The organism is Nocardia niigatensis NBRC 100131, from assembly GCF_000308655.1.
Lineage (GTDB): Bacteria > Actinomycetota > Actinomycetes > Mycobacteriales > Mycobacteriaceae > Nocardia > Nocardia niigatensis.
The window spans coordinates 205,629-229,579 of sequence record NZ_BAGC01000033.1 but is presented as its reverse complement, the minus strand read 5'-3'; the positions used below and the strand labels follow the sequence as shown (position 1 = coordinate 229,579).

Here is a 23,951-nt window from a genome sequence, read left to right as displayed (position 1 = left end):
GAGCACGACACTCCACGCGGGACGGGGATGACAGGTGGCATATTGGCGATTCCGACCGGCCACCGTTCCAGCAACATCGCCCGTTTCGGTGAAGTCGGAGCGTCCGGCCAGGCCGCGGACGCCGCGCTGGTCAGCGCACTGACTGGATAGATCGACCCAACTCTGTGTCCAGACTACGCAGCCAGATCAATCTGTCGTAATGTGACGTTCCACCCTGCGTGGGCGATAGACGCGTCGGCCCGACGGGCACCTGGTGCGGGCTGGTCGGCCACTGCCCCACCAGCCGCCTCCCGGTCCGACCGGCGTTCGACACCGAGTTGGCTCCAGCGCTCCGCTGCCACCGCGCACCGGTAGCCCGGACGACCCCGCCGACCTGCAACTGCGGGCATTCGCCTGCAATTGGCCGCCCGGGTCCCGTACGATCCCGGTCTACCTGCCGAACAACGGATTTCACGCCGGAGGCACGCCATGCAGTATCGGCCCACGGCACCGGAGTTGCTGAGCGCGCTCGCGGATCTGCTGGAGACGACGCTCCTGCCCGCACTCCCACCCGAGCTGCGGCATCAGGCCCGCGTCGGCGCGCATCTCGCCCGGATGCTGGAACGCGAGCTCACCCTCCCCGCACACCCACCGGACCTGCCCGCGACCGACGACGACGCGCTGTGGGCGGCCCTGGTGCCGGTGGTCCGCGCCGATCTGGCCGTCGCCAAACCCGGCTACGACGCGTGGGAGGGCGAATGACCGGCGACCTGACGGCCGGCCTGGCCCGATTCCTGTCCGAGGACATCGGCCGGCCGGTGACGATCTCCGATGTGCAGCCGCTCTCGGCGGGCGCGCGGCGGCGCAATATCGCCCTCGACGCCGATATCGGCGGATGCGTGCTGAGGCTGGTCGCCACGCTGGTGCCGGGCACTATTCAGTTACTCCCGGTCGATGTCGAGGCGGGCGTGCGGGAACTGGCCCGCGAGCACGGGGTGCCCGTCCCCCACGTGCTGGCCGTCTGCACCGACGCCGGATACGCCGGGGAACCGTTCATGCTGTCCGAGCGCCTCGACGGGGAGACCGTGCCGCGCCGGGTCCTGCGGTTGGTCCACGAGGCCGGTATCGGCGATCTGGTGGGCGAGCAGCTCGGCCGGGCCACCGCCCTGCTGCATGCGATCGACCCGGAGAAGGGCTCCTCCGAGCTCCCCGGCGGTCCCGTCCGGAACCCGGCCGAATCGTTTCTGCGCGAAGCCGAATCGTCGGTGGCCCGGTATCTCGCCGACCGCCCGGTGTTCGCGCTCGCGCTGCGCTGGCTGGGCCGTCACCTCCCCGCGCCGCCGGAGCGGCTCGCCCTGGTCCACACCGATATTCGCAACGGCAACCTGATCGTCGGCCCCGGCGGCATCGAGACGGTGCTGGATTGGGAAGGCGCCCAGCGGTTCGGCGATCCGATGCGCGACACCGCCTGGTCGGCGCTGCGCATGTGGCGCTTCGGCGTCGACGATCGCGAATTCGGCGGGTTCACCGGCCGCGCGACCTACGTGCGCGGATACGCCGCTGCCGGAGGCGATTTCGACGAGGACCGGTTCCGCTGGTGGAAGGTGGCCTGCACGCTGGGCTGGGGCGCCATGCTCGCCGCGCAGGCCGCCTCGTTCCTGGACGGCACCGTCCCCAGCATTGTCATGGCCGCCAGCGGGCGGCGCATCCCCGAGATCGAATGGGATCTGCTCATGCAGATCCGCCCGACTGGATCGAGATGACCGCCATGGATTTCGAGCTACCCGACGCCCTGCAGAAGTATCTGGCCGAACTCGACGAGTTCATCGACCGCGAGATCATCCCGCTGGAGCAGGCCGACGACAATATCCGCTTCTTCGACCACCGCCGCGAGGACGCCCGCACCGATTGGGATCGCGGCGGCCTTCCCCATGGCGAGTGGGAGAACCTGCTGGACGAGGCCCGTCGCCGCGCCGACGCCGCCGGCCACCTCCGATACGCCTATCCCGCCGAATACGGCGGCCGGGACGGCAGCAATCTCGATATGGCCGTCATCCGTGAGCATCTGGCGCGCCGCGGCCTCGGGCTGCACTGCGATCTGCAAACCGAGCACGCCATCGTGGCCAACAATGTCGGGCTGCTGCTCATGCACGAATACGGTTCGCCCGCACAGCGCTCGGAGTGGATCGGCGAGCTGGCCACCGGCGAGAAGTTCTTCGGCTTCGGGATCACCGAACCCGACCACGGCTCCGACGCCACCTTCATGGAGACCACGGCGGTCCGCGACGGTGATTCCTGGATCATCAACGGCGAGAAGACCTTCAACACCGGGATGCACCGCGCCGACGCCGACCTGATCTTCGCCAGGACTTCGGGCAGCCCGGGCGACGCCGTCGGCATCACCGCTTTCCTTGTACCGGTTGAGACGCCCGGCTTCCGGATCGCCGAGTTTCTCTGGACGTTCAATATGCCCACCGATCACGCCCACGTCGTCCTGAAGGATGTGCGGGTGCCGGACGCCGCGATCTTCGGCAAGGAGGGCCGCGGGCTGGCGGTCGTGCAGCATTTCTTCAACGAGAACCGGCTCCGGCAGGCGGCGTCCAGTCTCGGAGCGGCGCAGTACTGTATCGATCGGTCGATCGCGTATGCCAAGGAGCGCAAGACCTTCGGGACTCCCCTGGCCGCCAATCAGGCGATCCAGTTCCCGCTGGTGGAGCTGAGCACCCAGTGCGAGATGCTCCGGAGTCTGATCCACAAGACCGCGTGGGCCATGGACCGCTACGGGCCGTTCACACAGTCCGCGCAGGTGTCCATGTGCAACTACTGGTCCAACCGGCTGTGCTGTGAGGCCGCCGATCGCGCGATGCAGATTCACGGCGGGCTCGGCTATTCACGGCACACGCCGTTCGAGCACATCTACCGGCATCACCGGCGGTATCGGATCACCGAGGGCAGCGAGGAGATTCAGATGCGCCGGGTGGCCGGGTATCTCTTCGGGTTCATGCGGCAGGCCGCGCCCAAAGGGGTGTGACTCACTTCAGGAGTCGCTGCGCAGTGGCCACCGCCACGGCCGCGGCGCGATTGTCGACGCCCAGCTTGTCGTAGATCCGGCCGAGATGGGTCTTCACGGTCGCCTCGCTGACGTGGAGCGCCCGCGCGATCTCCCGATTCCCCAGCCCCTGGGACAGCTGGCCGAGGATGTCCAGTTCCCGGGCTGTCAACGCGGGCTGCGGATTTCGCATCCGGTTGAGGACCCGATCCGCGACGGGCGGCGAGAGTGCCGTACGTCCTTGCGCCGCAGCGTGAATCGCCGCGAACAGCTCCTCGGGCCGTTCGGCCTTGAGCAGATAGCCGGTCGCGCCGGCCGCGATGGCGCGGGTGATGTCGGCGTCGGTGTCATAGGTGGTGAGCACCAGAACATACGGGGCCGCACCAGCACCGGAGGTGATGCGCCGGGTGGCCTCGATGCCGTCCATGTCGCCGCCGAGCTGGAGGTCCATGAGCACGACGTCCGGGCGCAGACTCTCGGCGAGGGCGACGACCTCCGGGCCGCTGCCCGCCTCGCCGATGACGTCGATGCGGGGCGCGCTGGCCAGCAGGGCGCGCAGTCCGGCGCGCACGACCACGTGATCGTCGCAGATCACCAGGCGGACAGGGGTTTCGGTCACGGCCGCTCCAGGGGGATCTCGGCGGAGACTACGGTACCGTCTCCGGGTGCCGATTCGACGGTGAGGGTGCCGCCCAGCTGACGCAGGCGGGCGCGCATGGCGGGCAGGCCGTGGCCGCGATCGGCCGTCGTGGCGGTCGCGGCGGGGTCGAAACCCTTTCCGTCGTCCGCGATGTCGAGGACGAGGCGGTCGCCGAGCTCGGTGAGGGTGATGGTGACCACCGTCGCGGCGGCATGCTCGCGCGCATTCGCCAACGCCCCCTGCGCGATGCGCAGGACCGCGGCCTCCACGCCCGCGGGCAACCCGACCGGCGCGCCCTCGACATGGACTCGCACGGCGAGTGACTCGCCGCCCTCCCGGTCGGCCATCGCCCGCAACGCCGCGACCAGCGACCCGCCCGCGGCCAGGTCGGTGGGCGTGAGGTCGTGCACGAAGCGCCGGGCCTCGGCGAGGTTGTATTCGGCGACGGCCGCCGCGCTGCGCACATGCTCACGGGCCTGCCCCGGTTCGGTGTCCCAGATCCGGTCGGCCGCTTGCAGCAGCATGCGCTGACTCGAAAGCCCCTGGGCCAGGGTGTCGTGGATCTCCATGGCCAGGCGCTGCCGTTCGGCGAGGGTGCCTTCGCGGCGTTCGGTGGCCGCGAGTTCGCGGCGGGTGGCGCGCAGGTCGTCGATGAGCGCGGCCTGCCGTTCGGTCTGCCGCAGCAGGCCGACGAACAGCGCGGTACCGAGCGCGGCCACGGCGGGCGGGGCCAGCAGCAGATTCGGGTCGGCCCAGCCCGCGAGCTTCAGCTGCGCGAAGACGACCAGCGCGGTCAGCCCGGCGACCAGCGCGAGCGCGAGGCGCAGCGGCAGGATCCGCAGACCGGTGTAGAGCAGCGGCACCGCGCACCACGCGAAACTGGGTGCCAGCACGACCAATACCGCCCACGCGGTCACCAGCAGCCCGAACAGCGGCACCTGACGCGAGGCGCGCAGTTCGCTCAGGACATAGAGCACGGCCAGTGCGAGCGAGAGTCCGATCACCCACGGCATGCGCGCGCTCTCGGGATGCCGGAGCACGAAGCGCAGCATCGACGCCGCCAGCAGAACGTAGAAGGCACTGTGCACGATGGTGCCCAGCAGCCGGGCGTCGTCGCGGGGCGGCACGCTCACCTCGTCTTCGGACTCCATGGGGCACCTCCTCGGCGACAGCGACGTGGGCGCACAACACCCGTGGCAAGGACAAACACTGTCATTCTGCCGTGCCCGGTCCGCTCCGCGGGTCATCCGATCGGTCGATACGGGGGTCAACTGGACCGCGCACCAGTTCCCAGCCACTACGCCGACGTGCCGGGCGCTGCCTGGCAACAAGCTGGAAGACGAACGGAGCGAACAGCTTTCACCCCAGAGTCAGTGGAGGACATCATGACCACCCCGCAGCAGACCAACTCCAACCGCAAGCGCCTCGGCATCGGCGGCGCGGCCGCGGCGGTGGTGGCCGCCGGCGTGATCGGCGTGGTGTCGGTGAACGCGCAGGATCCGGATCCGGGCAGCAAGGCCCCCGTGGCCGCCGATGTCGCCGACGGCAACCTGCAGCAGAGCACCCATCTGACCGTTGCCGCCGCCACCAAGGCCGCGCAGGCCGCCCTGGACGCCGCGGTGAAGGAGAACCAGCACGTGACGGTCGCCGTGGTGGATCGCGACGGCAACACCCTCGTCACGCTGCGCGGTGACGGCGCCGGGCCGCAGTCCTACTCGTCGGCACAGGAGAAGGCGTTCACGGCCGTCTCCTGGAACGCGCCGACCTCGCAGCTGGCCAAGCGCCTCGACAACGCGCCGCACCTGGCCGGCATCAAGGGCACCCTGTTCCTGGCGGGTGGCGCCCCGGTGGCCGCCAAGGGCGGCGCTCCGATCGCGGGCATCGGTGTCGCGGGCGCGCCGAGCGGCGATCAGGACGAGAAGTTCGCGCAGGCGGGCGTGGCCGCGCTCGGCAGCTGACCCGCCCTCGCGGACCCGGAATCGGTCACCGGGGCCGGATCAGGCGCGCCGACACTCGGCACGATTCCGAACCGGTCGGGCGGGAGTACTAACCTTCTCCCGGTGACCGAGTCCGCTGACGGATTGCTGCCCGACCCGAGGGGGGTCGGGTCCGAGGAGATTCCGCACGCCGACCGGCTGCGCCTGTTCTCCTTCGCCACCGCCGAGAAACGGGCCGATTACCTGTGGGTGTTGCGGGCCTTCGACACCGCCCGCGCCGCCTACGTGGTGCTGTTGCACGCCTCCGACGTCGCCGACACGCTCAATCGTTGCCCGGGCGCGCCCGCGTTGACCGCCACCGAGGTGGGCCCGCTGCTGGAGCAGTTGCATCAGTGGGGCGTGCTGGAACGCAGTTACGACGGGACCCGGGCGGCCACCCTCGCCGAGTACCGGAACCGGCATTTCGTCTATCAGTTCTCCCAGGCGGGTTACCAGGCCTATCGGGCGGTTTCGGATGTGCTGGAGGCCCGGCTCGACGAGGCCGCGCTCTCGCGGCTCGTGCTGCCCGAGTTGCTCGCCGATCTGCACACCCTCGCCGAGGCGAACAAGAGCGCCGACGCGCCGCGCGTCTACCGGGTGCTGAACCGGCTGGACCGGGCACTCTCGGATCTGGCCGAGCGGGCGGCGCACTTCTATCTCACGCTCGGCGATCTGGTGCGCACCACCGAGGCCACGCCCGAGGCGTTCCTCGCGCACAAGGACGCGCTACTGGCGCACATGCGCGAATTCTCCATGGACCTGGCGCGTTTCGCGCCGCGGCTGGCCGCCGCAATCCGCGAGGTCGAGCACACCGGGGTCGAGGACCTCATCGGGCGCGCGGCCCACTGCGACGAGCGGGTGCTGCTGAATACCGCGGAGCGCCAAGCGGATTGGCGGGCACGCTGGCACGGCCTGCGGGGCTGGTTCATCAGTGACGACGAGGGCGGGCTCACCGAGTGCGAGCGACTGCGCGAGGCCACCATGAGCGCCATCGCCGCCGTGCTGTCGCTGCTGCGGCGCGTGACCGAGACCCGCAAGGGCGGAGTCAGCCGGGAATCCGCGCTGCGACACCTGGCCGGCTGGTTCACCGCCGCGCCGACCGCCGACGCGGCCCACGCCCTCTACGACGCGGTGTTCGGTCTGGGCCGCCCGCGCCACCTGGCCATGCAACATCCGGACGCCGATGTGATTCCGGCCATCCGATCCTGGTGGGACGCACCGCCATTGGAGATCGCCCGCACCCTCGCCGAGACCGGCCGGCCGCCGACGCCGGGCGCGCCCGCGCGACTGCAGCGCAATGACGCCGGGATCCGCCGGCTGCGGCAGGTGCAGCTCGAGGCGCAACGCGCCCGCGCCGACGCCGCGCGGTCCCTGGCCGCCGCCGACCTCCACCACCGGGAGCTCGACGAGGGCGAGACCGAGGTGCTGCTCAAGCTGCTGGACGCCGCGTCCACGGCGTGGGTGCCGGTCAGCGGCCGCGTGCCCGGCACCTCCGGCTCGGACAACGGCGTGACCCTGACCGTCTCCGAGCATCCGGGCTCGACACTGGTCCGCACCTCCAAGGGCGTGCTGCACCTCAACGGCCGCCGTCTCGAGGTTCGCGAGACCACAGCCATCCGAAGCCGCAAATCCCCTGTGCCGTCCAGAGATTCATCGGCCGCGCCCACCACGTCCGCCGACCGGCCGGGACCGGCCGGGACCGGCCGGGGCGACAGTGGCGGGGAGGTCGGCTGATGCACGCCCGGAGTATCGATTCACTGGCACTGGACAGCTACCAGCGTGCCGCGCGGGTGATCCTCGCCAACCACCTCGTCACCCGCACCTACCCGGATCGCATTGCGCTGCCGCTGCTCCGGCGGTGGGCGACGGAACTGCGCGAGGATCTGGCCGAGCTGTTCGGGTATCGCCTCGAGGTCACCGAGACCACGGCCCGGCTGTTCCCGGTGCTGGATCACCTCGATGCCGGGCGGCCCGCCCGGACCACCGGCGACCGCGTGTTCGATCGCCGCCGCTACGCGTATCTCGCGCTGGCGCTGGCCGCGCTCGGCCGGGCCGGGGATCAAATCACGTTGTCGGAGATGGCCGATCAGGTGGCCGCCTACACCGAACGGGTCGACGGGCTGGAGCTCGCGCCCGACCGGGCGGCAGATCGCGATGCCTTCGTGGACGCGGTCGGCTGGCTGGCCGCGCGCGGCGCCGTCACCCTGGCCGACGGCGACGCCGGAGGCTGGGCGCACGACCCCGAAGCCGGCGAGGCGCTGTACGACATCGACCGGTCGGTTGTCTTCGCCCTGTTCCGTCCGCCGCGCACCCTGCAGCACCTCCAGAGTGTCACCGGACTCCTCGGCGAAGAGCCGGGTGGAGCCGACACCCGTTCCCCCGCAATGGCTTCGGCGGCCCGCCAGGTCCGCCGGGCGCTGGTCGAGCAACCCGTGGTCTACGCCGACGAGCTCCACGAGCCGCAGCGCTCGCTGCTGGCCCAGGAGAAACTCGTCGCCGAGGTCGAATCCCTCACCGGGCTGCGGGCGGAGCGGCGCGCGGAAGGCGTTGCGCTGATCGACAGTTCGGGACGGCTCTCGGACATCCGGTTCCCGGGTACCGGCACGCTCGCGCAGGTGGCGCTGCTGCTGGCGGGTGAGATCGCGGACCTGGTGCTGGATATCGACAACCCGGTCGAACGCCGGCCGCGCCCGGACCGCCCGCTCACGGATCTGGTGGAGCAACTCGATTCCGCCATTCCGTCGAGCACCGTGTTCGCGCCGCTGGCCGATCCGTTCGATGTCTCAGGGCCCCATGAGGATTCGGACGGCGAGCCCGAAGAGCCCGAGATCCCCGACTTCCCGTTCCTCGAGTCGTCCTGGATCCGCGACACCGTGCAGATGCTCACCGGCCGTTACGGCAATACGTTCGCCGCCCAGTGGCAGGCCGATGTGCCGGGCCTGACCGCCGAGGCGGTGTCGCTGCTGGAACGGCTGCGGCTGGTGGAGCCGGTCGACGGCGGCCTGCTCATCCTGCCCGCGCTGGCCCGCTACCGGGGCGCCATCGTCACCATCCGCACCCGCGCGGAGACCGAATTGTTCATCTCCCCCACGCAACTCGGCGCGGACAGCTCGACAGAGAAGGGATCCGGGAACTGATGGCCGACCACATTCACGGTGGAGTGCGCTTCGTCCCCACCCGGGCGGGCATCATCAACCTGTGGGACTACCGCGACCAGGAGTTCTGCTTCGCGGACGGGCGCATCGTGCTGCGCGGGCCCAACGGCTCGGGCAAGACCAAGGCCCTCGAGGTGCTGTTCCCGTTCGTGCTGGACGGGCGGATCGAGCCGCGCCGGCTCAATCCGTTCGCGGGCGAAGAGCGCACCATGAAGTCGAACCTGCTGTACCGCAAGCAGGAATCGGCCTACTCGTACGTGTGGATGGAGTTCGCGCGCGGCAGCTGGGCCGAGCCGGAGACGGTGACCATCGGCATCGGCATGCGCGCCACCCGCTCCAACGACAAGGTGACGCGCTGGTATTTCGTCGCCGACGGCCGGGTCGGCGTGGACTTCTCGCTGCTGGGCCCCGACGACCGGCCGCTGACCCGCAAGCAGCTGGCCGAGCAGATCGGCTCCGACGCCATCGTGGACCGGCCGGTCGAGTACCGCAATGCCATCGACGCCCGCATGTTCGGGCTCGGGCAGCAGCGCTACGACCAGCTCATCAATCTGATTCTGACGCTGCGCCGCCCGCAGCTGGCCAAGAACCTGGATCCGCGCGGGCTCTCGCAGGCGCTCACCGATGGCCTGCGCCCGCTCGACGATCAGCTGATCCTGGACGCCGCGCGCTCCTTCAGCGATATGGAGGAGGTGGGCCGCACCCTGGAGGGCCTGGTCCAGGCCGACTCCGCGACCCGTGATTTCGTCAGGGTCTACCACAAATACCTTGCCGTGCAGGCGAAGACCGACATCGACCAGGTGCGGACCCGCCTGGACGCGGTCACCCACGCGAGCACCGCCCTGCACGCGGCCGCGGCCCTGCGCAAGCGCCGCGACACCGAGCGCGCGGCCGCCGAGACCCGCGCCGAGGACGCCGACCGTGCCTACGAGCAGGCCCTGGCCGACCGCGAAACCCTGCAGCGGTCCAGCGCCTACGAGGGCAAGCAGCAGCTCGACGATCTCGCCGACGCCGTCCGCCGCCTGGAAACCTCCGCCGCGGTGCACAGCGACAAGGCGCTCAAGTCACGGCAGACCGTGGACCAGCGTCTCGAGGAGTCCGAACGCGCCCAGGCAGCTGTCGCCAATGCCGCCTCCGCGCTGTCCCGGGGCGAGGACGAATTGCGTTCCGCGGCAGAGGAAGCCGGCATCCTCTGGACCACCCTCCCCGAATCGGCCCGCGCCGACCATCTCACCACCACCGTCCGTTCCCACGCGGAGGAACGCGACGCCGACGTGCGCGCCGTCCGCCGCGCCCTCACCCTGGTCGACCAGGCCGTCAACGAGCGCACCCGGGCCGAGCGGGCCGGGCAGCGCGCGGTGGAGCTGCGCGAAGCCGCCGCCGCCGAACTCGCCGAGGCCGAGGCCGGCGTGGCCCTGGCCCGATCGAATACCGCTGTGTCCCTGCGTGACTGGTGGGACACGCACCGCGACGTCTACGGGCCGATTCGCACCGGGCTGTTCGAGGCGCTCGACGGCGCGCTCGGTCAGGTCGGCAGCGAGCACGCCCCGCGCCCGGACAGCGGCGGCAGGAGGAGCGCCAAGTCCGGCGCCGAGCCGGCCGAAGCGTCCGAGGACGGCTCGGTACCGGCCACACCGGCGGAGGTGCTCGCCGAACGCACCGAGCCGCTGACCGAGGAGATCCGGGCGCGGCGCCAGGAGGCCCGGACCCGGGCGGCTCAGGCCACCGTACGCGCGGGCGAGTTGCGCGCCGAGCGGGAGCAGGTAGCGGCCGAACGCGATGACGCGCCACCGGCTTTCGAGGCCCGTGCCGATGTGCGACCGGAACGCGCGGGCGCTCCACTGTGGCGGCTGGTCCGGTTCGCCGACGATGTCGGTGCCCGGGACGCGGCCGGCATCGAGGCGGCCCTGCAGGCCGCCAACCTGCTCGACGCCTGGGTGTGCGCGGATTCCGAACTGCCCGAACACGCTTCGGATCAGTTCCTGGTGCCGCTGCCGATCGCCGAGCGGCCGGCCGGGCCGACGCTCGCATCGGTGCTCGTCGTCGAGGAGGACACCGAGGCGCTCACGGTGCCGCGCGAGACGGTGGCCGCCGTGCTGGCCTCGATCGCCCTGCATTCGGTCACCGGGAACGGCTCCGCGATAACGGACGGCGATGCAAGTGCGCTGGGGCACAAGGCCTCCGGGGCCGACGCGCAGCCAATAACCGACACCGGGGGCGTGACCATCGCCACCGACGGCCGATTCCGGCAGGGCGTGCACGCGGGCCGGCACTTCAAGGCGGACGCCGAATTCATCGGCGCCACCGCCCGCGCCCGGCGTCGCGAAGTGCGGCTGGCTGAACTCGCCGCTGCCATCGAAACGGCGTTGGGTGAGGCCGATACCGCCGAAGCCGAGGAACGGGCCGCCACCGAGGAGCTGGGCCGTATTTCGGCCGCCGCCAAGGCGCTTCCCCGAACCACCGCCATCACCGCCGCTCTGCGCAGCGTCGCCGAGGCGGCCGGCATGCTGCGTTCACGGTCGGAGGCCGCGGGCCAGGCCGAGCGGGATCTGGACCAGGCCGTCGCCGAGTACACCAACGCGGACAAGAAGGTTCGCGCCATCGCGGCCGATCACCGCGCACCCCGCGACCCCGCCGAGCTGGACGCGCTCGCGGCGGCCGTGCGGCACTTCGAGAACGGCGGCACCGCGCTGCTGCGACTGCGCGGCGATCACCAGCGCGAGCACGAGCGGGCCCGGGAGGCCGCTGACCGCCTCGAGGAATCCAAGGACCTCGCGGAGGCTTTCGCCGAGGAGGCGGCGGCCGCGCGGGCCGGGTACGAAGAGCAGCTGCGCAAGCTGGAGACGCTGCGGGAGGCGCTCGGCGCGGGCGCCGCCGATATCGATCGCGAGCTGGAAGCGGCCCGCGAGAAGATCGACGCGGCCCGCGCGGAGCAGAAGGCCGCCCGCAAGGCCGCCGCCGAGGCCATCGAGGCCGTGGGCACGGCGGAGGGCGCGCATCGCGCGGCACACGACACGCTGGGCACCGCGCTCGCCGAATTGCTCTCCGACGTCCGCCATCTCGCCCCCTACGCCCGCCCGGATCTGCTGAGCCTGCTGGGCGCGCCCTCCGACAGCCGCTGGCCCAGCAGCGACGCCGCCTGGTCGACGCCCGAGCAGCTGCTGTACCGGATCGAGAACGGCGATCCGGAGCAGGAGCCCACGGTGCTGCCGGCCGAGGTGTCCACCCTGTTCGAGAACCTCGCCGCCGCAACCGCTTCGGTGCGCGCGGGCGAGGCGGCCCGCAAATCGACGCGCAGCGCGGTCACCACCGCCCTGCAGGAGTTCGATGCCGCGCTGACCGCCGCCCGCCAGGACTACCGCCTGCACTGGGATGCCGCCGACGGCCTCACGGTGGTGCAGGTGCACGACGATCACGGTCTGTCCACGCTGGCCGATTTCGCCGAGCGCATCGGCGGGGCGCGCCGCGATCAGGAGCTGCTGCTCACCGACGCCGAACGCCGCATCCTGGAGGACGCGCTCCTCACCGGTTTGGCGCAGCAGATCCACGAACGCACCTCCGATGCCCGGGATCTCATCTCCCGCATGGGCGCCGAGATGAAGCAGCGCCGCATGTCCTCCGGCAACACCATCGGCGTGCACTGGGTGCTGGCCGACAATCTCGCCGAACCGGCCCGCGCGGTCTGCAAGCTCCTCGACCGCGACTCCGCCGACCTCACCCCCGAGGACCTCTCCACCATCCGCGCCTACTTCGCGGCCGAGATCCGCACCGCCCGCGCCGCGCACCCGGAGCGCTCGTTCCCCGAAATCCTCGCGGCTACCCTCGATTACCGCACCTGGCGCATCTTCTCCTTCACCATCGTCACCGCCGACGGCACCGAGGACCGCCTCACCGTCGCGCGCCACAGCGCCCTCTCCGGCGGTGAACAATCGGTGTCCCTGCACCTTCCGCTCTTCGCGGCCGCCCACGTCATGCTCGACTCCGCGGACCCGCAGGCGCCCCGCCTGCTGGCCCTCGACGAAGCCTTCGCCGGCGTCGACGACAACGGCCGCAGCGAACTCCTCGGCCTGTCCGTCCAATTCGATCTCGACCTGTTCATGACCGGATACGACCTCTGGATCACCTACCCACACGTCCCCGCCTGCGCCCACTACGATCTCGCTCACTCCGCCGCCGAGAACACCGTCAGCGCCACCCTGCTGGTGTGGGACTCCGACGATCTGCTCGCCGAACACGACGGCACCGACCTCACCGCCGCGCTCGGCTCTCCCAACCGCCGCCGCCTCCCCCACGGCCTGGAGGGCGCGATCCCGCTGGACGAGGAACTCGAGACGACCAGCTGACCCCACGTCCGGATCCCCAACGAGCACAGGCCCAGCCGCGACCGGTGCGGCGTGCCGACGCGGATCCGGATGGGCGGCATACACGCCATATCGTCACACGACGAAGCGCCCGTGGCCGTACCGCCGATCCGGGACCTCGACGAACGCCAAGCGATACAAGGCATTTGTGACGGAACGGCCCGCGCTCGCTCGCGAACACCGCAGGTCCGCGCCTCGCGAATGCCCCGAACCGGTCTCTGTTCCACGGTTTCCGACCTTAATCCGCCGCGTCCTATAAGGTGGTGCGCGAACTCCGGTCGGCAACCCCTCTGGACAGCCGATCGGATGGCATGTTCGTACTGCCCTGACTCCCACTCAATTCCGCGTGTCGCAGCGCGGCGCGCCGTAAGGATTGGACCATCGGCAAATCAACAGTTTCGCGGTTGGGCGTGTATCGACTAGAAATGTTCTCCGTGCCTACCGGAATCACCTGTCAGCCATCGGGACTCCTCGGACGGGGGACCAATTGACGATCGAACATCCGCGCGAGGACGAGGTCACCCAGCTGGCGCAACGGGTCGAAAAGGCCCGGGGCAGGCTGGCATACCAATACGATCCCGCTCTCACCGATGCACTGTCGGAGACCGAGCTCGTCGCCGAGCGCGACCTAGCCGAACGTATCCGCGAGCAGGAGCGTGCGCAGCGCTGGAAACAGGCCGAAGCCGCAGCAAGTGCGGCCGATCGAGCCCGGCAGACCACCGAAGAGATTGAGAAGGCCGACATTCGCGACTTGCTGCTGGCGCGCAAGGCGATCGCCGCTCAGCGGCGGGAATCGAGCCCGCACGCCAAACTCGCGTCCCTGTACAAGCATCGGGCGTGGAGTCAGCGCGCGCTCGCCGGAGTGGTCGCGGCGGGCATGCTCTGGTCCGCGGTCAACGTGCAGCACAACATCGCCCCCGGCGGTGCGAGCGATCCGCTGTACTGGTTCAGCTACCTGCTCGAAGGCATGATCAGCGTCTGCCTCGTGATCATCATGATCGGCACCAACAAGGTCGCCGAATGGGGTGTGATCGACAGCCGCCGCCAGGTCGTTGTCGCCGAGATGGCGCTGCTGGGCCTGACCGTGATGCTCAACACCTACCCGTATCTGAAGAACGGCAGCTGGTACGAGGTCGCGGTGCACGCCATCGCACCGGTCATGATCGGTGTGGCGTTGCTCATCCACAATGCCGCGGCCGGTCGGTACGGCCTCGCCATCGTGCGTGCCACGGATCAGATCCGGGATCTGCCGGACCCGGGCGAACAACTACGCCGTTCCATGCCCACCGTCGTCTCCTGGCCCGGCCGCCCTTCTCCGTCAGCGGTGCCGACTCCCACCCCGGCGCTTCCCGCGGCTCCCACTGAGCCCGAGAACACCGTCGATGCCGAAGCCCAGGTGGTCGAGCCCCGACCCGCGCGGGCCGAAAGCCAGTCGGACACCGCGAAACCCGCCGACAAGGAGCGACGCTCCGCGACCGGCAAGAGCCGCAAGCCCGAAGAAGAGGACGATCGTTCTCCGCTCGCCGACCTGACCGACCCGGTCCCGCCGCTGAATGTCTATGACACCGGCCAGTTCCGGATCGCCGAGACCCTCGAGCAGGAACTCGCCGAACTGCAGGCCGCCCGCCGCCGCGCTCGCGCCGCGTCGCGCTCCCGCAACGGCAGCTCGATCGACGACTGACACCTACGCGCCCGAATCGGCCACCGCTGCACCAGCTTCGGCCGATCCGCCGGCCAGCACCCCGGTGACCCGCAGCCAGCGGCACCGGGGTGGCGTCGTTTCCTGAGGACGCGCAGAGCCTGTTCCAGCCCGTCCAGGAGTCCGTCCGGGAAGCGGGACACTATGCCTCCTGCGCGTGCGGACAGTCGTGGAAGGCGTTGGGACACCCGGCACTGGGTGATCACCGGCTACACCATCTGCTTCGGCGGCTGCCTGCTGCTCGGTGGCCGCCTCGGCGACCTGCTCGGCCATCGGCGCGTATTCGCCTACGGCGGCGGCGGATCTTCGCGATCATCCGCTGCTGCCCGTGCGGAACTGACTCAGTGCTCGCCCGGGGTCGGCTCGGCGGGCACCACCACCGCCGAGCGCGGCTGGGCGGGGGTGCCGGCGTGCTGGAGGTAGCCGAGCCAGCCGGTGCCGACGAAGACGGCCAGCAGGACAGCGGTGGGCAGTTCGAAAAACAGCCAGCTGGTGGCGAATACGACATCCCGGACAGGGTGGGCGGGGCTCTGGGTGACGCGAACGGGCGGGCACTGGTGCCGGAGTGTGCCGTGATTCGTACGGTACTGCCTGCCCTGCCTGCCCACCATGCCTCCGTTGCTAGAGAAGTGCCGAACCCAGGATGCCGAACCCGGGGCACGTCTCCAGCGCTGAACGGACACCGCGATGACCGATCGGGCGCGGGTTGCTGTGGCGCGCCCTCGCATCAGGCAGTATGCCGAACAGGAGGAACAATGTGGGCGTATTGACCGGACCTACCGGTGCGTCAACCGGTGTGTCGCTGCTCAACTCGCCGAGGGCTCACCGCACAGGCCCGAGAAGTCGCGCAGGGCGACATGGTTGCGGTCGGCACAGCTGCCCAGCGCGTGATCGGGATGCATGCCCAAATACTGGCTGCGGGTGCGGGTGCTCCAGCGCCGCGCCGCCTCGGATCGGGTCTTGTAGAAGTTCGCCATGTAGCCGCCCTCGTAGACCCGCACCAGGGTGTACCCGCCCGGATACTCCTTGACGGCGCCCACCTCGAGGAATTCCACGCCGATCCCGGAATCGGGGCGGCTCAGCCGATTCCGGTGCGTGTGCCCGCTGTGGTGCAGGAACACCCCGGGCGCGGTGGCGTACAGGGAGTGCAGGGCGGCCGCGTTGGACCGGTCCAGGACGAAACCGGGTCCGCCCGGATTGCTCACCGCCGCATGCCTGGTCACCGGGTGGTGGCCGAAAATCAGTGTCGGCCGGTCGGGTTCGCCGCGCAGCAGCTCGCGCAGGTGGGCCAGTTGGGCCGGGTCGAGGGTGCCGCCCGCGCCGCGCGTGCGGGTGGTGTCGAGCCCGATGAGGCGCAGGCCGCCCATGAAGTATTCGACGAGGCGGTCCCGCTCGTGGAACACCGCGCCCCATTGGTCGGGCTCCTCCGGCGGGCGGACATCGTGATTTCCCCTGCACACGAAGTAATCCTGGCCCAGGTTGCCCCAGGTGTCCAGACCTTCCCGGACGCCGCGCGACTGTTCGGCCGTGCCGGAATCGGTCAGATCGCCCGCGACCACCAGATGGTCCGCACCGCGGTCCGGCAGGCGCAGATCCTCCAGCATGGCGCGCAGCATGAACTCCGGATACTCGTCGGAGTCGTGCCGCACGCCTTCGAAGAAGCCCGCGAACAGGCCGCTGGCCGGTTCGCCGTAGTGGAGGTCGTTGGCCAGGGCGAGGGTGCGCAGCAAGCGTCCCGGCGGTGGCGTCAAAGTGGTGAAAACACCGGTGGATTCGGGTGTTCCGGATCGGCGTGTCACCAGTGTCCGCGCGGGCACCGCACGCTGGCCGTCCGAGTACGCCTCGAACCGGTAGGCCCGCCCCGGTTCCAGCTCCCGGATCTCGGCGTAGTGGTACGGCGTCCGGATGCCCTCGAAGATCTGGACGCGGGCCACGCCGCGGCCGTCGGCGGGAGCGATGCGCAGCTCGGTGTCGGCGGGTGCGGGCCGCAGCCGCCCGGCCCGGGTCCGGGTCCGGGTCGTCCAGGTGATCACGGCCGAATGATCGGTCACCGTGACGACTTCCAGATCGGAGGCCACCACGGCCTCGCGCTGGGCCCGCCGGGTCTGGGCGGCGAAGGCCGGGCGCGGAGTGCGGACGGCGACGGCCGCCGCTCCGCTCGCCGCATTGGCCAGCCACATGGTCCGAAGTCGCGGTTCCAGCATCACATCTCCGTCCGCCATGATCCCCCCACCGGTGACGGTACGGTTGCCAGTTGAACCGCCAGGTGCCCGGACATGACCGATCAGCTTCCGGTTCCGGACATTCAGGTCATCGACGGGCGGCCGGTCTCAGAACGGCTTGGTGGGCAGGTACTTTCCGTCCAAGGTGATGACCGCGCGCTCGCCGCCCTCGGGATCGGCGACCTTCTTGACGTCGAGCTTGAAGTTGATGGCGGAGATGATGCCGTCGCCGAACTGCTCGTGCACCAGGGCCTTCAGCGTGGTGCCGTAGACCTGCAGCATCTCGTAGAAGCGGTAGATGGTCGGGTCGGTCGGCACGCCGCCGGGAATCGAGCCGCGCAGCGGGATGGTCTGCAGCAGCCGGGCCGCGTCGGCGTCCAGGTCCAGGAGTTCGGCCACCGCCAGCGCGGCCTGCTCCGGCAGCGGGTGCTGGCCCAGCACCGCGGCGGTGGTGAAGGCGACCGACAGCCCGGCCGCGTCGGCGATCTGCTGCCAGGTCAGGTCCTTGGCGATCTTGGCGGCGACGGCGACATCGGCCAGCGCCTCGCGGGCGGTTGGATCGAACTGTGCGTGCACCATGAGGGTGTTCCTTTCGGAAAGCCGTTTCGCGGCGGCGAAATCGGAGGTCAGGGTCGCTGATCAGGGAATCAGGCGGCGAGAGTGCTGAACCCGCCCGCGGCACCGAGCGCCTCGACGCGGCCGGTGCCGATGTCGTACACCCGCCCGTGCAGGGTGAGGATCCGCCGGGACAGAGTGCCCGGCGCCTTCTACCCTGCCCGAGCTCTGCCTATAGTGTCCAAGACTTGACATCGATCCTATCCATTACCCGCATCTATATCGATGGCGTCATGGCCGGTCACTGTCCGGTTTCGTCCGGCACCTCCCCGACTGTCGATACGCTCGCACGTTCCCCCGCACGGGCTGCCGCCCTGCGGGCCGACGGCGGGTGGCTCGGGGACCGCTGGGTGGCGGCCGCAGGCGGGTCAGCGGTCGCTGGCGTCGGGGAGGCGGGCCGGGCAGGGGCCGTCGGGGGTGGTGGCCAGTTCGAAGTGCCACCATTCGTTGTCGTACATGCGGCACAGGCCCCAGTGGGAGCCGTGGTCCTCCAGCCATTGGGCGCCCTCGCGGGGGCCGACGTCGATGGCCTGGCCGGTGACGTGGGTGGATTCGTTCGGGGGCAGCACCCATCTCCGTGCGGCCTCGGGACTGCCGTAGGTCTGCAGGCCGTCCTCCCAGAGGGCTTCCTGTTCGGCGGGCGTGCGGTAGCCGGACGTGATCGACAGCGGGACACCGGCATTGTGCGCCTCGGTCGCGGCGGCGTTGTAGGCCGCGGACAGGTTCGGGTCCAGGCCGTCGGTGCCCGCGGCGATGGCCCGGCCGGCGGGCAAGCCTGCGGCGGCGGGCGCGGTGTCCGAAAGCTGTTGGGCGGCAGCGTGTGCCGCGGTGAGCGAGCCGCCTATCAGGCCGGCGCTCGCCAGGACGGCCAGGGCGGCCGCCCGGCGCGTGCCCGGCTGTCGCCGCCGGGCGGGCGGTAGGGCGGGGCCGGGCGCACGCATCCTGTTGTCTCCTGGCTCGACGGTGACGGTCATCGGCCGGCGGCGTCGGGCAGGCGAGCGGGGCAGCCGAAACCGGGCAGGGTCGCCAATTCGAAGTGCCGCCACTCGTTGTCGTACGTGCGGCACAGGCCCCAGCGGTTGCCGTTCGCCTCCAGCCACGCCGCGCCCTCGCACGGACCGACATCGATGGCCTTGGTGACAGCGAACGAGCGAGCCACCCCGCAACGCGCCGGCCTGCGATGTGCGGGCCTCGTACCGGTTCGGGCGGCAGGCTGCCCGCTCGGAACAGCCGTCGTACGGGTGGCTCGCGTCGTTCGGCGCGCAACGGTTTCGGTGTTGCGCGCCGGGTCGCGGTGGTCCACCCGCATCGATCGGCCTCCTGGTGCTAGACGCGTTCCTTGGACCGCTCGCGCACGCGCAGGGCGATCGGCTTCGAGGTCTCGGCGAAGAAGTCGTTGCCCTTGTCGTCGACGACGATGAAGGCGGGGAAGTCCTCGACCTCGATCTTCCACACGGCTTCCATGCCGAGCTCAGGGTATTCGAGGACCTCCACGGACTTGATGCAGTCCAGCGCGAGTCGCGCGGCGGGACCGCCGATCGAGCCGAGGTAGAAGCCGCCGTGCTCCTTGCACGCCTTGGTGACCTGCGCGGAGCGATTGCCCTTGGCCAGCATGACGTGCGAGCCGCCCGCGGCCTGGAACTGATCCACGTAGGAGTCCATCCGACCGGCGGTGGTCGGGCCGAAGGAGCCCGAGGCGTAGCCGTCCGGGGTCTTGGCGGGACCGGCGTAGTACACGGCCATGTCGCGCATGTACTGCGGCATCGGCTCGCCCGCGTCCAGGCGCTCCTTGATCTTGGCGTGCGCGATGTCGCGCGCCACCACCAGCGGGCCGGTCAGCGACAGCCGGGTCTTCACCGGGTACTTCGAGAGCTCGTCGCGGATCTCCGACATCGGCCGGTTCAGGTCGATCTTGACGACGTCGCCGCCGAGAATCGCGTCGGTCTGCTCCGGAAGGTATTGCGCCGGTTCACGTTCCAGCTGCTCCAGGAACACGCCCTCGGGGGTGATCTTGGCCAGCGCCTGGCGGTCCGCCGAGCAGGACACCGCGATGGCGACCGGGCAGGACGCGCCGTGGCGGGGCAGGCGGATGACGCGCACGTCGTGGCAGAAGTACTTGCCGCCGAACTGCGCGCCGATGCCGAAGGACTGGGTCAGCTTGAAGACCTGCTCCTCGAGCTCGAGGTCGCGGAAGCCGTGTGCGGCCATCGAACCCTCGGTCGGCATGTTGTCCAGGTAGTGCGCCGAGGCGTACTTGGCCGTCTTCAAAGCGAATTCGGCCGAGGTGCCGCCGATCACGACCGCCAGGTGGTACGGCGGGCAGGCCGCGGTGCCCAGCGAGCGGATCTTCTCGTCCAGGAACTCCAGCATGCGATCCGGGTTCAGGATCGCCTTGGTCTCCTGGTACAGGAACGACTTGTTGGCCGAGCCGCCGCCCTTGGCCATGTACAGGAACTTGTAGGACGGCTGCGCGGGATCGCCCTGGTTGGAGTACAACTCGATCTGCGCGGGCAGGTTGTTGCCGGTGTTCTTCTCGTCCCACATGGTGATGGGCGCGAGCTGCGAGTAGCGCAGGTTCAGCTTGGTGTAGGCGTCGAACACACCGCGCGAAATCCATTCCGCGTCATCGACTCCGGTGAGCACACCCTCGGACTTCTTGCCCATCACGATGGCGGTGCCGGTGTCCTGGCACATGGGCAGGATGCCGCCCGCGGAGATATTGACGTTCTTCAGCAGATCCAGCGCCACGAACCGGTCGTTGCCGCTGGACTCCGGATCGTCGATGATCTTGCGCAGCTGCGCCAGGTGCGCCGGCCGCAGGTAGTGGCTGATGTCGTGCATGGCCTCCGCGGTGAGCATCCGCAGCACCTCGGGCTCCACCTGCAGGAAGGTCCGCCCGCCCGCCTCGAACGTGCTCACACCCTCGGTGGTGAGCAGCCGGTAGGGCGTCTCGTCCTTACCGATGGGCAGCAGATCCGAGTACAGGAAATCAGGCGCGGTCACGAATCGCACTCCTCGAGCAGGGCTGGGGCTGGTCAGCCGACGGTTCAAGCAGAGTGACTGTACCGACCCGGGCGGGTGCGCTGCCGACCCGGCCCGGCCCGCCAGCGTGGGTCGTGCTCGAGGACACCACAATCCGCGACAGGCGGCCGCGAACAGGTACCTGTTGCACCTTCAATCGGGCGGGTGTTACCTGTGCATGATGCGCTTGTCGGCGGCGGGGAGGATTTAGCATGACAACGGAACCCGGGAGTGGAACTGTGGCCGATCCCCGCTGGCTGGATGACGTCGAGATGCGCGCGTGGCTGGGGTTCGTGTTCACCCGCGATCTCATCGCCGCCGCGGTCGGACGCGACTCCCTACGCGAGTCCAATCTGACCTACGTGGAGTACACGGTGCTGGCCCGGCTCGCCGACGCACCCGACCATCGCCGCAGTTTCGCCGAACTCGCGGCCGTGCTGGAGTGGTCGCAGAGCCGGCTCTCGCATCAGATCACCCGCATGGAGAAGCGCGGTCTGGTCGCTCGCGAATCCATCCCCGACGACGCCCGCCGCACCGCGGCCGTGCTCACCGACAAGGGCTCCCAGGTGCTCGATTCCGCCGCGCCCGCGCATGTCGAGAGTGTGCGCCGTCACATGGTCGATGTGCTCGATCGTGGCCAGCTCAGCGCGCTCGCCGATATCTACGACACCTTGCTGGCTCATCACCGCAGACCGGAAACCCGCGACGCGCACACCTGACACGAAATTCCCAGCACGACCAGGGTTTGGTTTGGCACCCATCGGGTACTGGGTAAGACTAGGCTCGGCATCGGCTTCCGACGGCGGTCGGCACCGAGCACACGGCCGGTTATCGGCCGTCGAAGTGAGCACCCGACCTGGCCTTAGTGAAAGGGGCAGGAGTTTTCATGTCCGACGTGTCCATCGGTCTCTCGGCGGATTCGCTGCCCGCGGGTTCCGTCGACAACCTGCTTCCGCAGCTTGTCGAGCACCTGCGGCAGAACCGCACCGAACTGCGCGAGGAGTGGGCCCGTCGCATCACCGATGCCCAGCTGCTCACCGCCATGACCCCCGAGGAAATCTTCTCGGAAGCCACCTCCGTCTACGACAACTACGTCGAGGTGCTCGAGACCGGTAGCGTCGAAGCCCTGCAGACCTATGCCCGCGACCTCTCCGAACGCATCATCCCCAGAGGCGTCGAGACCGACGAGGTCGTCGGCATCGTGCTCCTGCTGCGAGACGTGCTGGCGCGCAGCCTCTTCGAGAAGTACCAGTCCGACTTCGAGCTGCTGAAGCTGGTGCTCGACGCTTACGAACCGGCCGCCAACCGCATCGCCAACACCGTGTCGGTGTCCTTCGTGCAGGAGCGCGAACGCGTCATCCGCCAGCAGCAGGAGGCGATTCGCGAGCTGTCCACCCCGGTTCTGCAGGTGCGCGAGCAGCTGCTGATCCTCCCCATCATCGGCGTGCTGGACTCGCAGCGCGCGCGTCAGCTCACCGAGCAGCTGCTGCGCGCCATCCGCGCCAACCGCGCCAAAGTCGTCGTCATCGACATCACCGGTGTGCCGGCGATCGACTCCACGGTCGCCAACCACCTGGTGCAGACGGTCGACGCGTCCGGACTCATGGGTGCGAACGTCATCATTACCGGCCTGTCGTCGGAGATCGCACTTACCCTGGTGACCATCGGCCTGGATCTGTCGAAGATGAATGCCGTCGGCGATCTCCAGGGTGGCATCGAGGAGGCGGAGCGGCTGCTCGGCTACGAGGTGTCGCGCGTCACCGATCGCGACGGACGGTAATCAGGGCGGGGCAGATGCCGGTACCCATTCTGAAGCAGGGCACCTATCTCATTGCGTCGGTGCAGTCAGCGCTCACCGACGCGGATACCGAACGCCTGCAAGACGATCTGATGACCTACGTCAGCAGATATCGCGCCCAGGGCATCATCGTCGATGTCACCGCAATCGACGTAATGGACTCCTTTGCCGCTAGATCGCTGCGTACCATCGCCCACATGACCAAGCTGCGGGGCGCGGAAACGGTCATCGTGGGCCTGCAGCCCGAAGTCGCTTTCGCCATGGTGCAATTGGGGCTCACCTTCGAGGACATGCACACCGCGCTGGACCTCGAGGAAGGCCTGGCCTGGCTGAACAAGAAGACCCAGAGTCGCAGCCAACGAGACGGTCGTGATCGTGGCCGCTGACGACGTGGTGATCGCGGTGAACGTGTCGAACGACATCGTGACCGCTCGGCAAGCGGGGCTGGAGTTGGCTGCCAAACTCGGCTTCTCGCTCTCCGATCGCACCATGATCGCTACTGCCATTTCCGAAGTGGCGCGCAATATCACGAGCTATGCCGGCACCGGGGAGATCCGGCTGGCCGTGCAGGATCGGGACGGCCGGCGCTCGATGGTGGTGCAGGCCAAGGACAATGGGCCCGGCATTCCCGACATTCCGCGCGCCATGGAGGACGGGTTCTCCACCGGACGCGGTCTGGGACTGGGTCTTCCGGGCGCGAAGCGACTGATGGACGGCATGGTCATCAATTCCCATCCGGGGAACGGCACCCTCGTCGAAATGTGGAAGTGGGTGCCCAGCGGTGCGTGAGGACGGTTTCATCGGCGCGGTCGAATGGGCCGTCGCCGGTCGCGCGCTGCCGGGGCAACGTGTTTCGGGTGACCGGTCGGTCGTGCTCGACGCGGGCGGGGGCTCGGTGCTCTTCGCGGTACTGGACGGTCTGGGCCACGGCGCGGCCGCGGCGGACGCCTCGGATCGGGCGGCGCAGGTGCTGGCCGAGAACCGCGCCGAGCCACTGGATGTGCTGTTGCTGCTGTGCCATCGCGCCATGTCCGACACCCGCGGCGCGGCGGTCTCGCTGGCGCTGTTCGACTCTGGCGACCGCGTGCACTGGCTGGGCGTCGGCAATGTCGAATCCCGCATCGTGGCAGCGGCTCCCGGTCAACCGGCCATCCGCGCGACGGCGCTGCTGTCGGGCGGCATCGTCGGCTACCTGCTACCGCCGAACCTGCAGCCACAAACCGTGCCGGTGCGGCCCGGCGACCTGCTGCTCATGTCCACCGACGGCATCACCAGCAGTTTCGCCGACGCCGTCGACCTGTCCAAGCCGACCGCGGAGATCACCGCCGAGATCCTGGCGCGCCACGCCAAGGACACCGACGACGCGCTCGTGCTCGCGGCCCGCCATCGCGGGTATCCCCATCCCTCCCAACCCATTCCGAGTGTGAAGCCATGAG

Annotated in this window: 20 protein-coding genes and 1 pseudogene; 13 read left to right on the top strand and 8 right to left on the bottom strand. The window is 69.7% G+C overall.

Going from position 1 to position 23,951, the window contains the following annotated elements:
• Positions 1–468 precede the first annotated feature (468 nt).
• Genes ON33_RS09190 through ON33_RS09180 form a run of 3 tightly spaced genes read left to right on the top strand, consistent with a single transcriptional unit; the run spans position 469 to position 3,010 of the window.
• Positions 469–741: a hypothetical protein gene (locus tag ON33_RS09190; RefSeq protein ID WP_040857380.1), complete on the top strand. Its 273-nt coding sequence runs from the start codon at positions 469–471 to the stop codon at positions 739–741.
• Entirely contained in the window at positions 738–1,742 is a 1,005-nt protein-coding gene (locus ON33_RS09185; RefSeq protein WP_040857379.1) for a phosphotransferase family protein, read from the top strand. Before ON33_RS09190 ends, ON33_RS09185 begins: the two co-directional genes overlap by 4 nt.
• 5 nt (positions 1,743–1,747) lie before the next feature.
• Positions 1,748–3,010 (top strand): acyl-CoA dehydrogenase family protein, encoded by a 1,263-nt coding sequence (locus tag ON33_RS09180; RefSeq protein ID WP_040857515.1) that lies wholly within the window; start codon positions 1,748–1,750, stop codon positions 3,008–3,010.
• A 1-nt stretch (position 3,011) separates the two neighbouring features.
• Here ON33_RS09180 and ON33_RS09175 read toward each other — a convergent pair whose 3' ends face one another.
• Positions 3,012–3,647 (bottom strand): response regulator, encoded by a 636-nt coding sequence (locus tag ON33_RS09175; RefSeq protein WP_040857378.1) that lies wholly within the window; start codon positions 3,645–3,647, stop codon positions 3,012–3,014.
• On the bottom strand, positions 3,644–4,819 hold the full coding sequence (locus ON33_RS09170; RefSeq protein ID WP_040857377.1) for a sensor histidine kinase: 1,176 nt from the start codon (positions 4,817–4,819) through the stop codon (positions 3,644–3,646). The genes ON33_RS09175 and ON33_RS09170 overlap by 4 nt, the downstream gene beginning before the upstream one ends.
• A gap of 234 nt (positions 4,820–5,053) precedes the next feature.
• On the opposite strand from ON33_RS09170, the gene ON33_RS09165 reads away from it, so the two are divergent.
• From ON33_RS09165 to ON33_RS09145, 5 genes are all read left to right on the top strand, one after another.
• Positions 5,054–5,626 carry a GlcG/HbpS family heme-binding protein gene (locus ON33_RS09165; RefSeq protein ID WP_040857514.1) on the top strand — a complete coding sequence of 191 codons (573 nt, stop codon included), beginning with the start codon at positions 5,054–5,056 and terminating at the stop codon, positions 5,624–5,626.
• A gap of 177 nt (positions 5,627–5,803) precedes the next feature.
• Positions 5,804–7,378 carry a TIGR02677 family protein gene (locus ON33_RS09160; protein ID WP_083868768.1) on the top strand — a complete coding sequence of 525 codons (1,575 nt, stop codon included), beginning with the start codon at positions 5,804–5,806 and terminating at the stop codon, positions 7,376–7,378.
• The gene (locus ON33_RS09155) at positions 7,378–8,781 is read left to right on the top strand and encodes a TIGR02678 family protein (protein WP_040857375.1); all 1,404 of its coding nucleotides are present in this window, start codon (positions 7,378–7,380) and stop codon (positions 8,779–8,781) included. Before ON33_RS09160 ends, ON33_RS09155 begins: the two co-directional genes overlap by 1 nt.
• Complete coding sequence (locus ON33_RS09150) at positions 8,781–13,142, top strand: TIGR02680 family protein (RefSeq protein ID WP_040857373.1); 4,362 nt, start codon at positions 8,781–8,783, stop codon at positions 13,140–13,142. Before ON33_RS09155 ends, ON33_RS09150 begins: the two co-directional genes overlap by 1 nt.
• A gap of 505 nt (positions 13,143–13,647) precedes the next feature.
• Complete coding sequence (locus ON33_RS09145) at positions 13,648–14,841, top strand: hypothetical protein (RefSeq protein WP_040857372.1); 1,194 nt, start codon at positions 13,648–13,650, stop codon at positions 14,839–14,841.
• Positions 14,842–15,200: 359 nt separating this feature from the next.
• Here the strand turns inward: ON33_RS09145 and ON33_RS09140 are convergent, their stop codons facing one another.
• From ON33_RS09140 to ON33_RS09115, 6 genes and pseudogenes are all read right to left on the bottom strand, one after another.
• Positions 15,201–15,470 (bottom strand): hypothetical protein, encoded by a 270-nt coding sequence (locus ON33_RS09140; RefSeq protein WP_040857371.1) that lies wholly within the window; start codon positions 15,468–15,470, stop codon positions 15,201–15,203.
• Positions 15,471–15,665: 195 nt separating this feature from the next.
• On the bottom strand, positions 15,666–17,081 hold the full coding sequence (locus ON33_RS09135) for a metallophosphoesterase family protein (RefSeq protein ID WP_245550421.1): 1,416 nt from the start codon (positions 17,079–17,081) through the stop codon (positions 15,666–15,668).
• A 108-nt stretch (positions 17,082–17,189) separates the two neighbouring features.
• Positions 17,190–17,660 carry a cyanase gene (gene cynS / locus ON33_RS09130; RefSeq protein WP_040857370.1) on the bottom strand — a complete coding sequence of 157 codons (471 nt, stop codon included), beginning with the start codon at positions 17,658–17,660 and terminating at the stop codon, positions 17,190–17,192.
• A gap of 404 nt (positions 17,661–18,064) precedes the next feature.
• Positions 18,065–18,637, bottom strand: a complete 573-nt coding sequence (locus ON33_RS09125) for a M15 family metallopeptidase (RefSeq protein WP_083868767.1) — start codon at positions 18,635–18,637, stop codon at positions 18,065–18,067.
• 29 nt (positions 18,638–18,666) lie between these two features.
• A pseudogene (locus ON33_RS09120) lies at positions 18,667–18,828 on the bottom strand (peptidase M15); the annotation flags it as partial.
• A 194-nt stretch (positions 18,829–19,022) separates the two neighbouring features.
• Complete coding sequence (locus ON33_RS09115; protein ID WP_051151836.1) at positions 19,023–20,699, bottom strand: fumarate hydratase; 1,677 nt, start codon at positions 20,697–20,699, stop codon at positions 19,023–19,025.
• A gap of 230 nt (positions 20,700–20,929) precedes the next feature.
• Between ON33_RS09115 and ON33_RS09110 the strand changes: the two genes are divergently transcribed.
• The 5 genes from ON33_RS09110 to ON33_RS09090 all read left to right on the top strand — a co-directional run bounded on the left by ON33_RS09110 (position 20,930) and on the right by ON33_RS09090 (position 23,950).
• A complete protein-coding gene (locus ON33_RS09110; protein ID WP_245550414.1) occupies positions 20,930–21,436 on the top strand; it encodes a MarR family winged helix-turn-helix transcriptional regulator in 507 nt (168 codons plus the stop codon).
• Positions 21,437–21,603: 167 nt separating this feature from the next.
• Complete coding sequence (locus tag ON33_RS09105; RefSeq protein WP_040857367.1) at positions 21,604–22,497, top strand: STAS domain-containing protein; 894 nt, start codon at positions 21,604–21,606, stop codon at positions 22,495–22,497.
• Between the two features lie 14 nt (positions 22,498–22,511).
• Positions 22,512–22,901 (top strand): STAS domain-containing protein, encoded by a 390-nt coding sequence (locus ON33_RS09100; protein ID WP_040857366.1) that lies wholly within the window; start codon positions 22,512–22,514, stop codon positions 22,899–22,901.
• Positions 22,891–23,304, top strand: a complete 414-nt coding sequence (locus ON33_RS09095; protein WP_245550440.1) for an ATP-binding protein — start codon at positions 22,891–22,893, stop codon at positions 23,302–23,304. The genes ON33_RS09100 and ON33_RS09095 overlap by 11 nt, the downstream gene beginning before the upstream one ends.
• Positions 23,297–23,950 (top strand): SpoIIE family protein phosphatase, encoded by a 654-nt coding sequence (locus ON33_RS09090; RefSeq protein ID WP_040857365.1) that lies wholly within the window; start codon positions 23,297–23,299, stop codon positions 23,948–23,950. Before ON33_RS09095 ends, ON33_RS09090 begins: the two co-directional genes overlap by 8 nt.
• The last annotated feature ends 1 nt before the right edge of the window (position 23,951 follow it).

What these genes read in the sequence shown, in the direction of transcription:
- ON33_RS09190 (WP_040857380.1), top strand. Translation starts at nt 469, where the DNA reads ATGCAGTATCGGCCCACGGCACCGGAGTTGCTGAGCGCGCTCGCGGAT.
- ON33_RS09185 (WP_040857379.1), top strand. Translation starts at nt 738, where the DNA reads ATGACCGGCGACCTGACGGCCGGCCTGGCCCGATTCCTGTCCGAGGAC.
- ON33_RS09180 (WP_040857515.1), top strand. Translation starts at nt 1,748, where the DNA reads ATGGATTTCGAGCTACCCGACGCCCTGCAGAAGTATCTGGCCGAACTC.
- ON33_RS09170 (WP_040857377.1), bottom strand. Translation starts at nt 4,819, where the DNA reads ATGGAGTCCGAAGACGAGGTGAGCGTGCCGCCCCGCGACGACGCCCGG.
- ON33_RS09165 (WP_040857514.1), top strand. Translation starts at nt 5,054, where the DNA reads ATGACCACCCCGCAGCAGACCAACTCCAACCGCAAGCGCCTCGGCATC.
- ON33_RS09155 (WP_040857375.1), top strand. Translation starts at nt 7,378, where the DNA reads ATGCACGCCCGGAGTATCGATTCACTGGCACTGGACAGCTACCAGCGT.
- ON33_RS09150 (WP_040857373.1), top strand. Translation starts at nt 8,781, where the DNA reads ATGGCCGACCACATTCACGGTGGAGTGCGCTTCGTCCCCACCCGGGCG.
- ON33_RS09140 (WP_040857371.1), bottom strand. Translation starts at nt 15,470, where the DNA reads ATGGTGGGCAGGCAGGGCAGGCAGTACCGTACGAATCACGGCACACTC.
- ON33_RS09135 (WP_245550421.1), bottom strand. Translation starts at nt 17,081, where the DNA reads ATGGCGGACGGAGATGTGATGCTGGAACCGCGACTTCGGACCATGTGG.
- cynS (WP_040857370.1), bottom strand. Translation starts at nt 17,660, where the DNA reads ATGGTGCACGCACAGTTCGATCCAACCGCCCGCGAGGCGCTGGCCGAT.
- ON33_RS09125 (WP_083868767.1), bottom strand. Translation starts at nt 18,637, where the DNA reads ATGCGTGCGCCCGGCCCCGCCCTACCGCCCGCCCGGCGGCGACAGCCG.
- ON33_RS09110 (WP_245550414.1), top strand. Translation starts at nt 20,930, where the DNA reads ATGACAACGGAACCCGGGAGTGGAACTGTGGCCGATCCCCGCTGGCTG.
- ON33_RS09105 (WP_040857367.1), top strand. Translation starts at nt 21,604, where the DNA reads ATGTCCGACGTGTCCATCGGTCTCTCGGCGGATTCGCTGCCCGCGGGT.
- ON33_RS09100 (WP_040857366.1), top strand. Translation starts at nt 22,512, where the DNA reads ATGCCGGTACCCATTCTGAAGCAGGGCACCTATCTCATTGCGTCGGTG.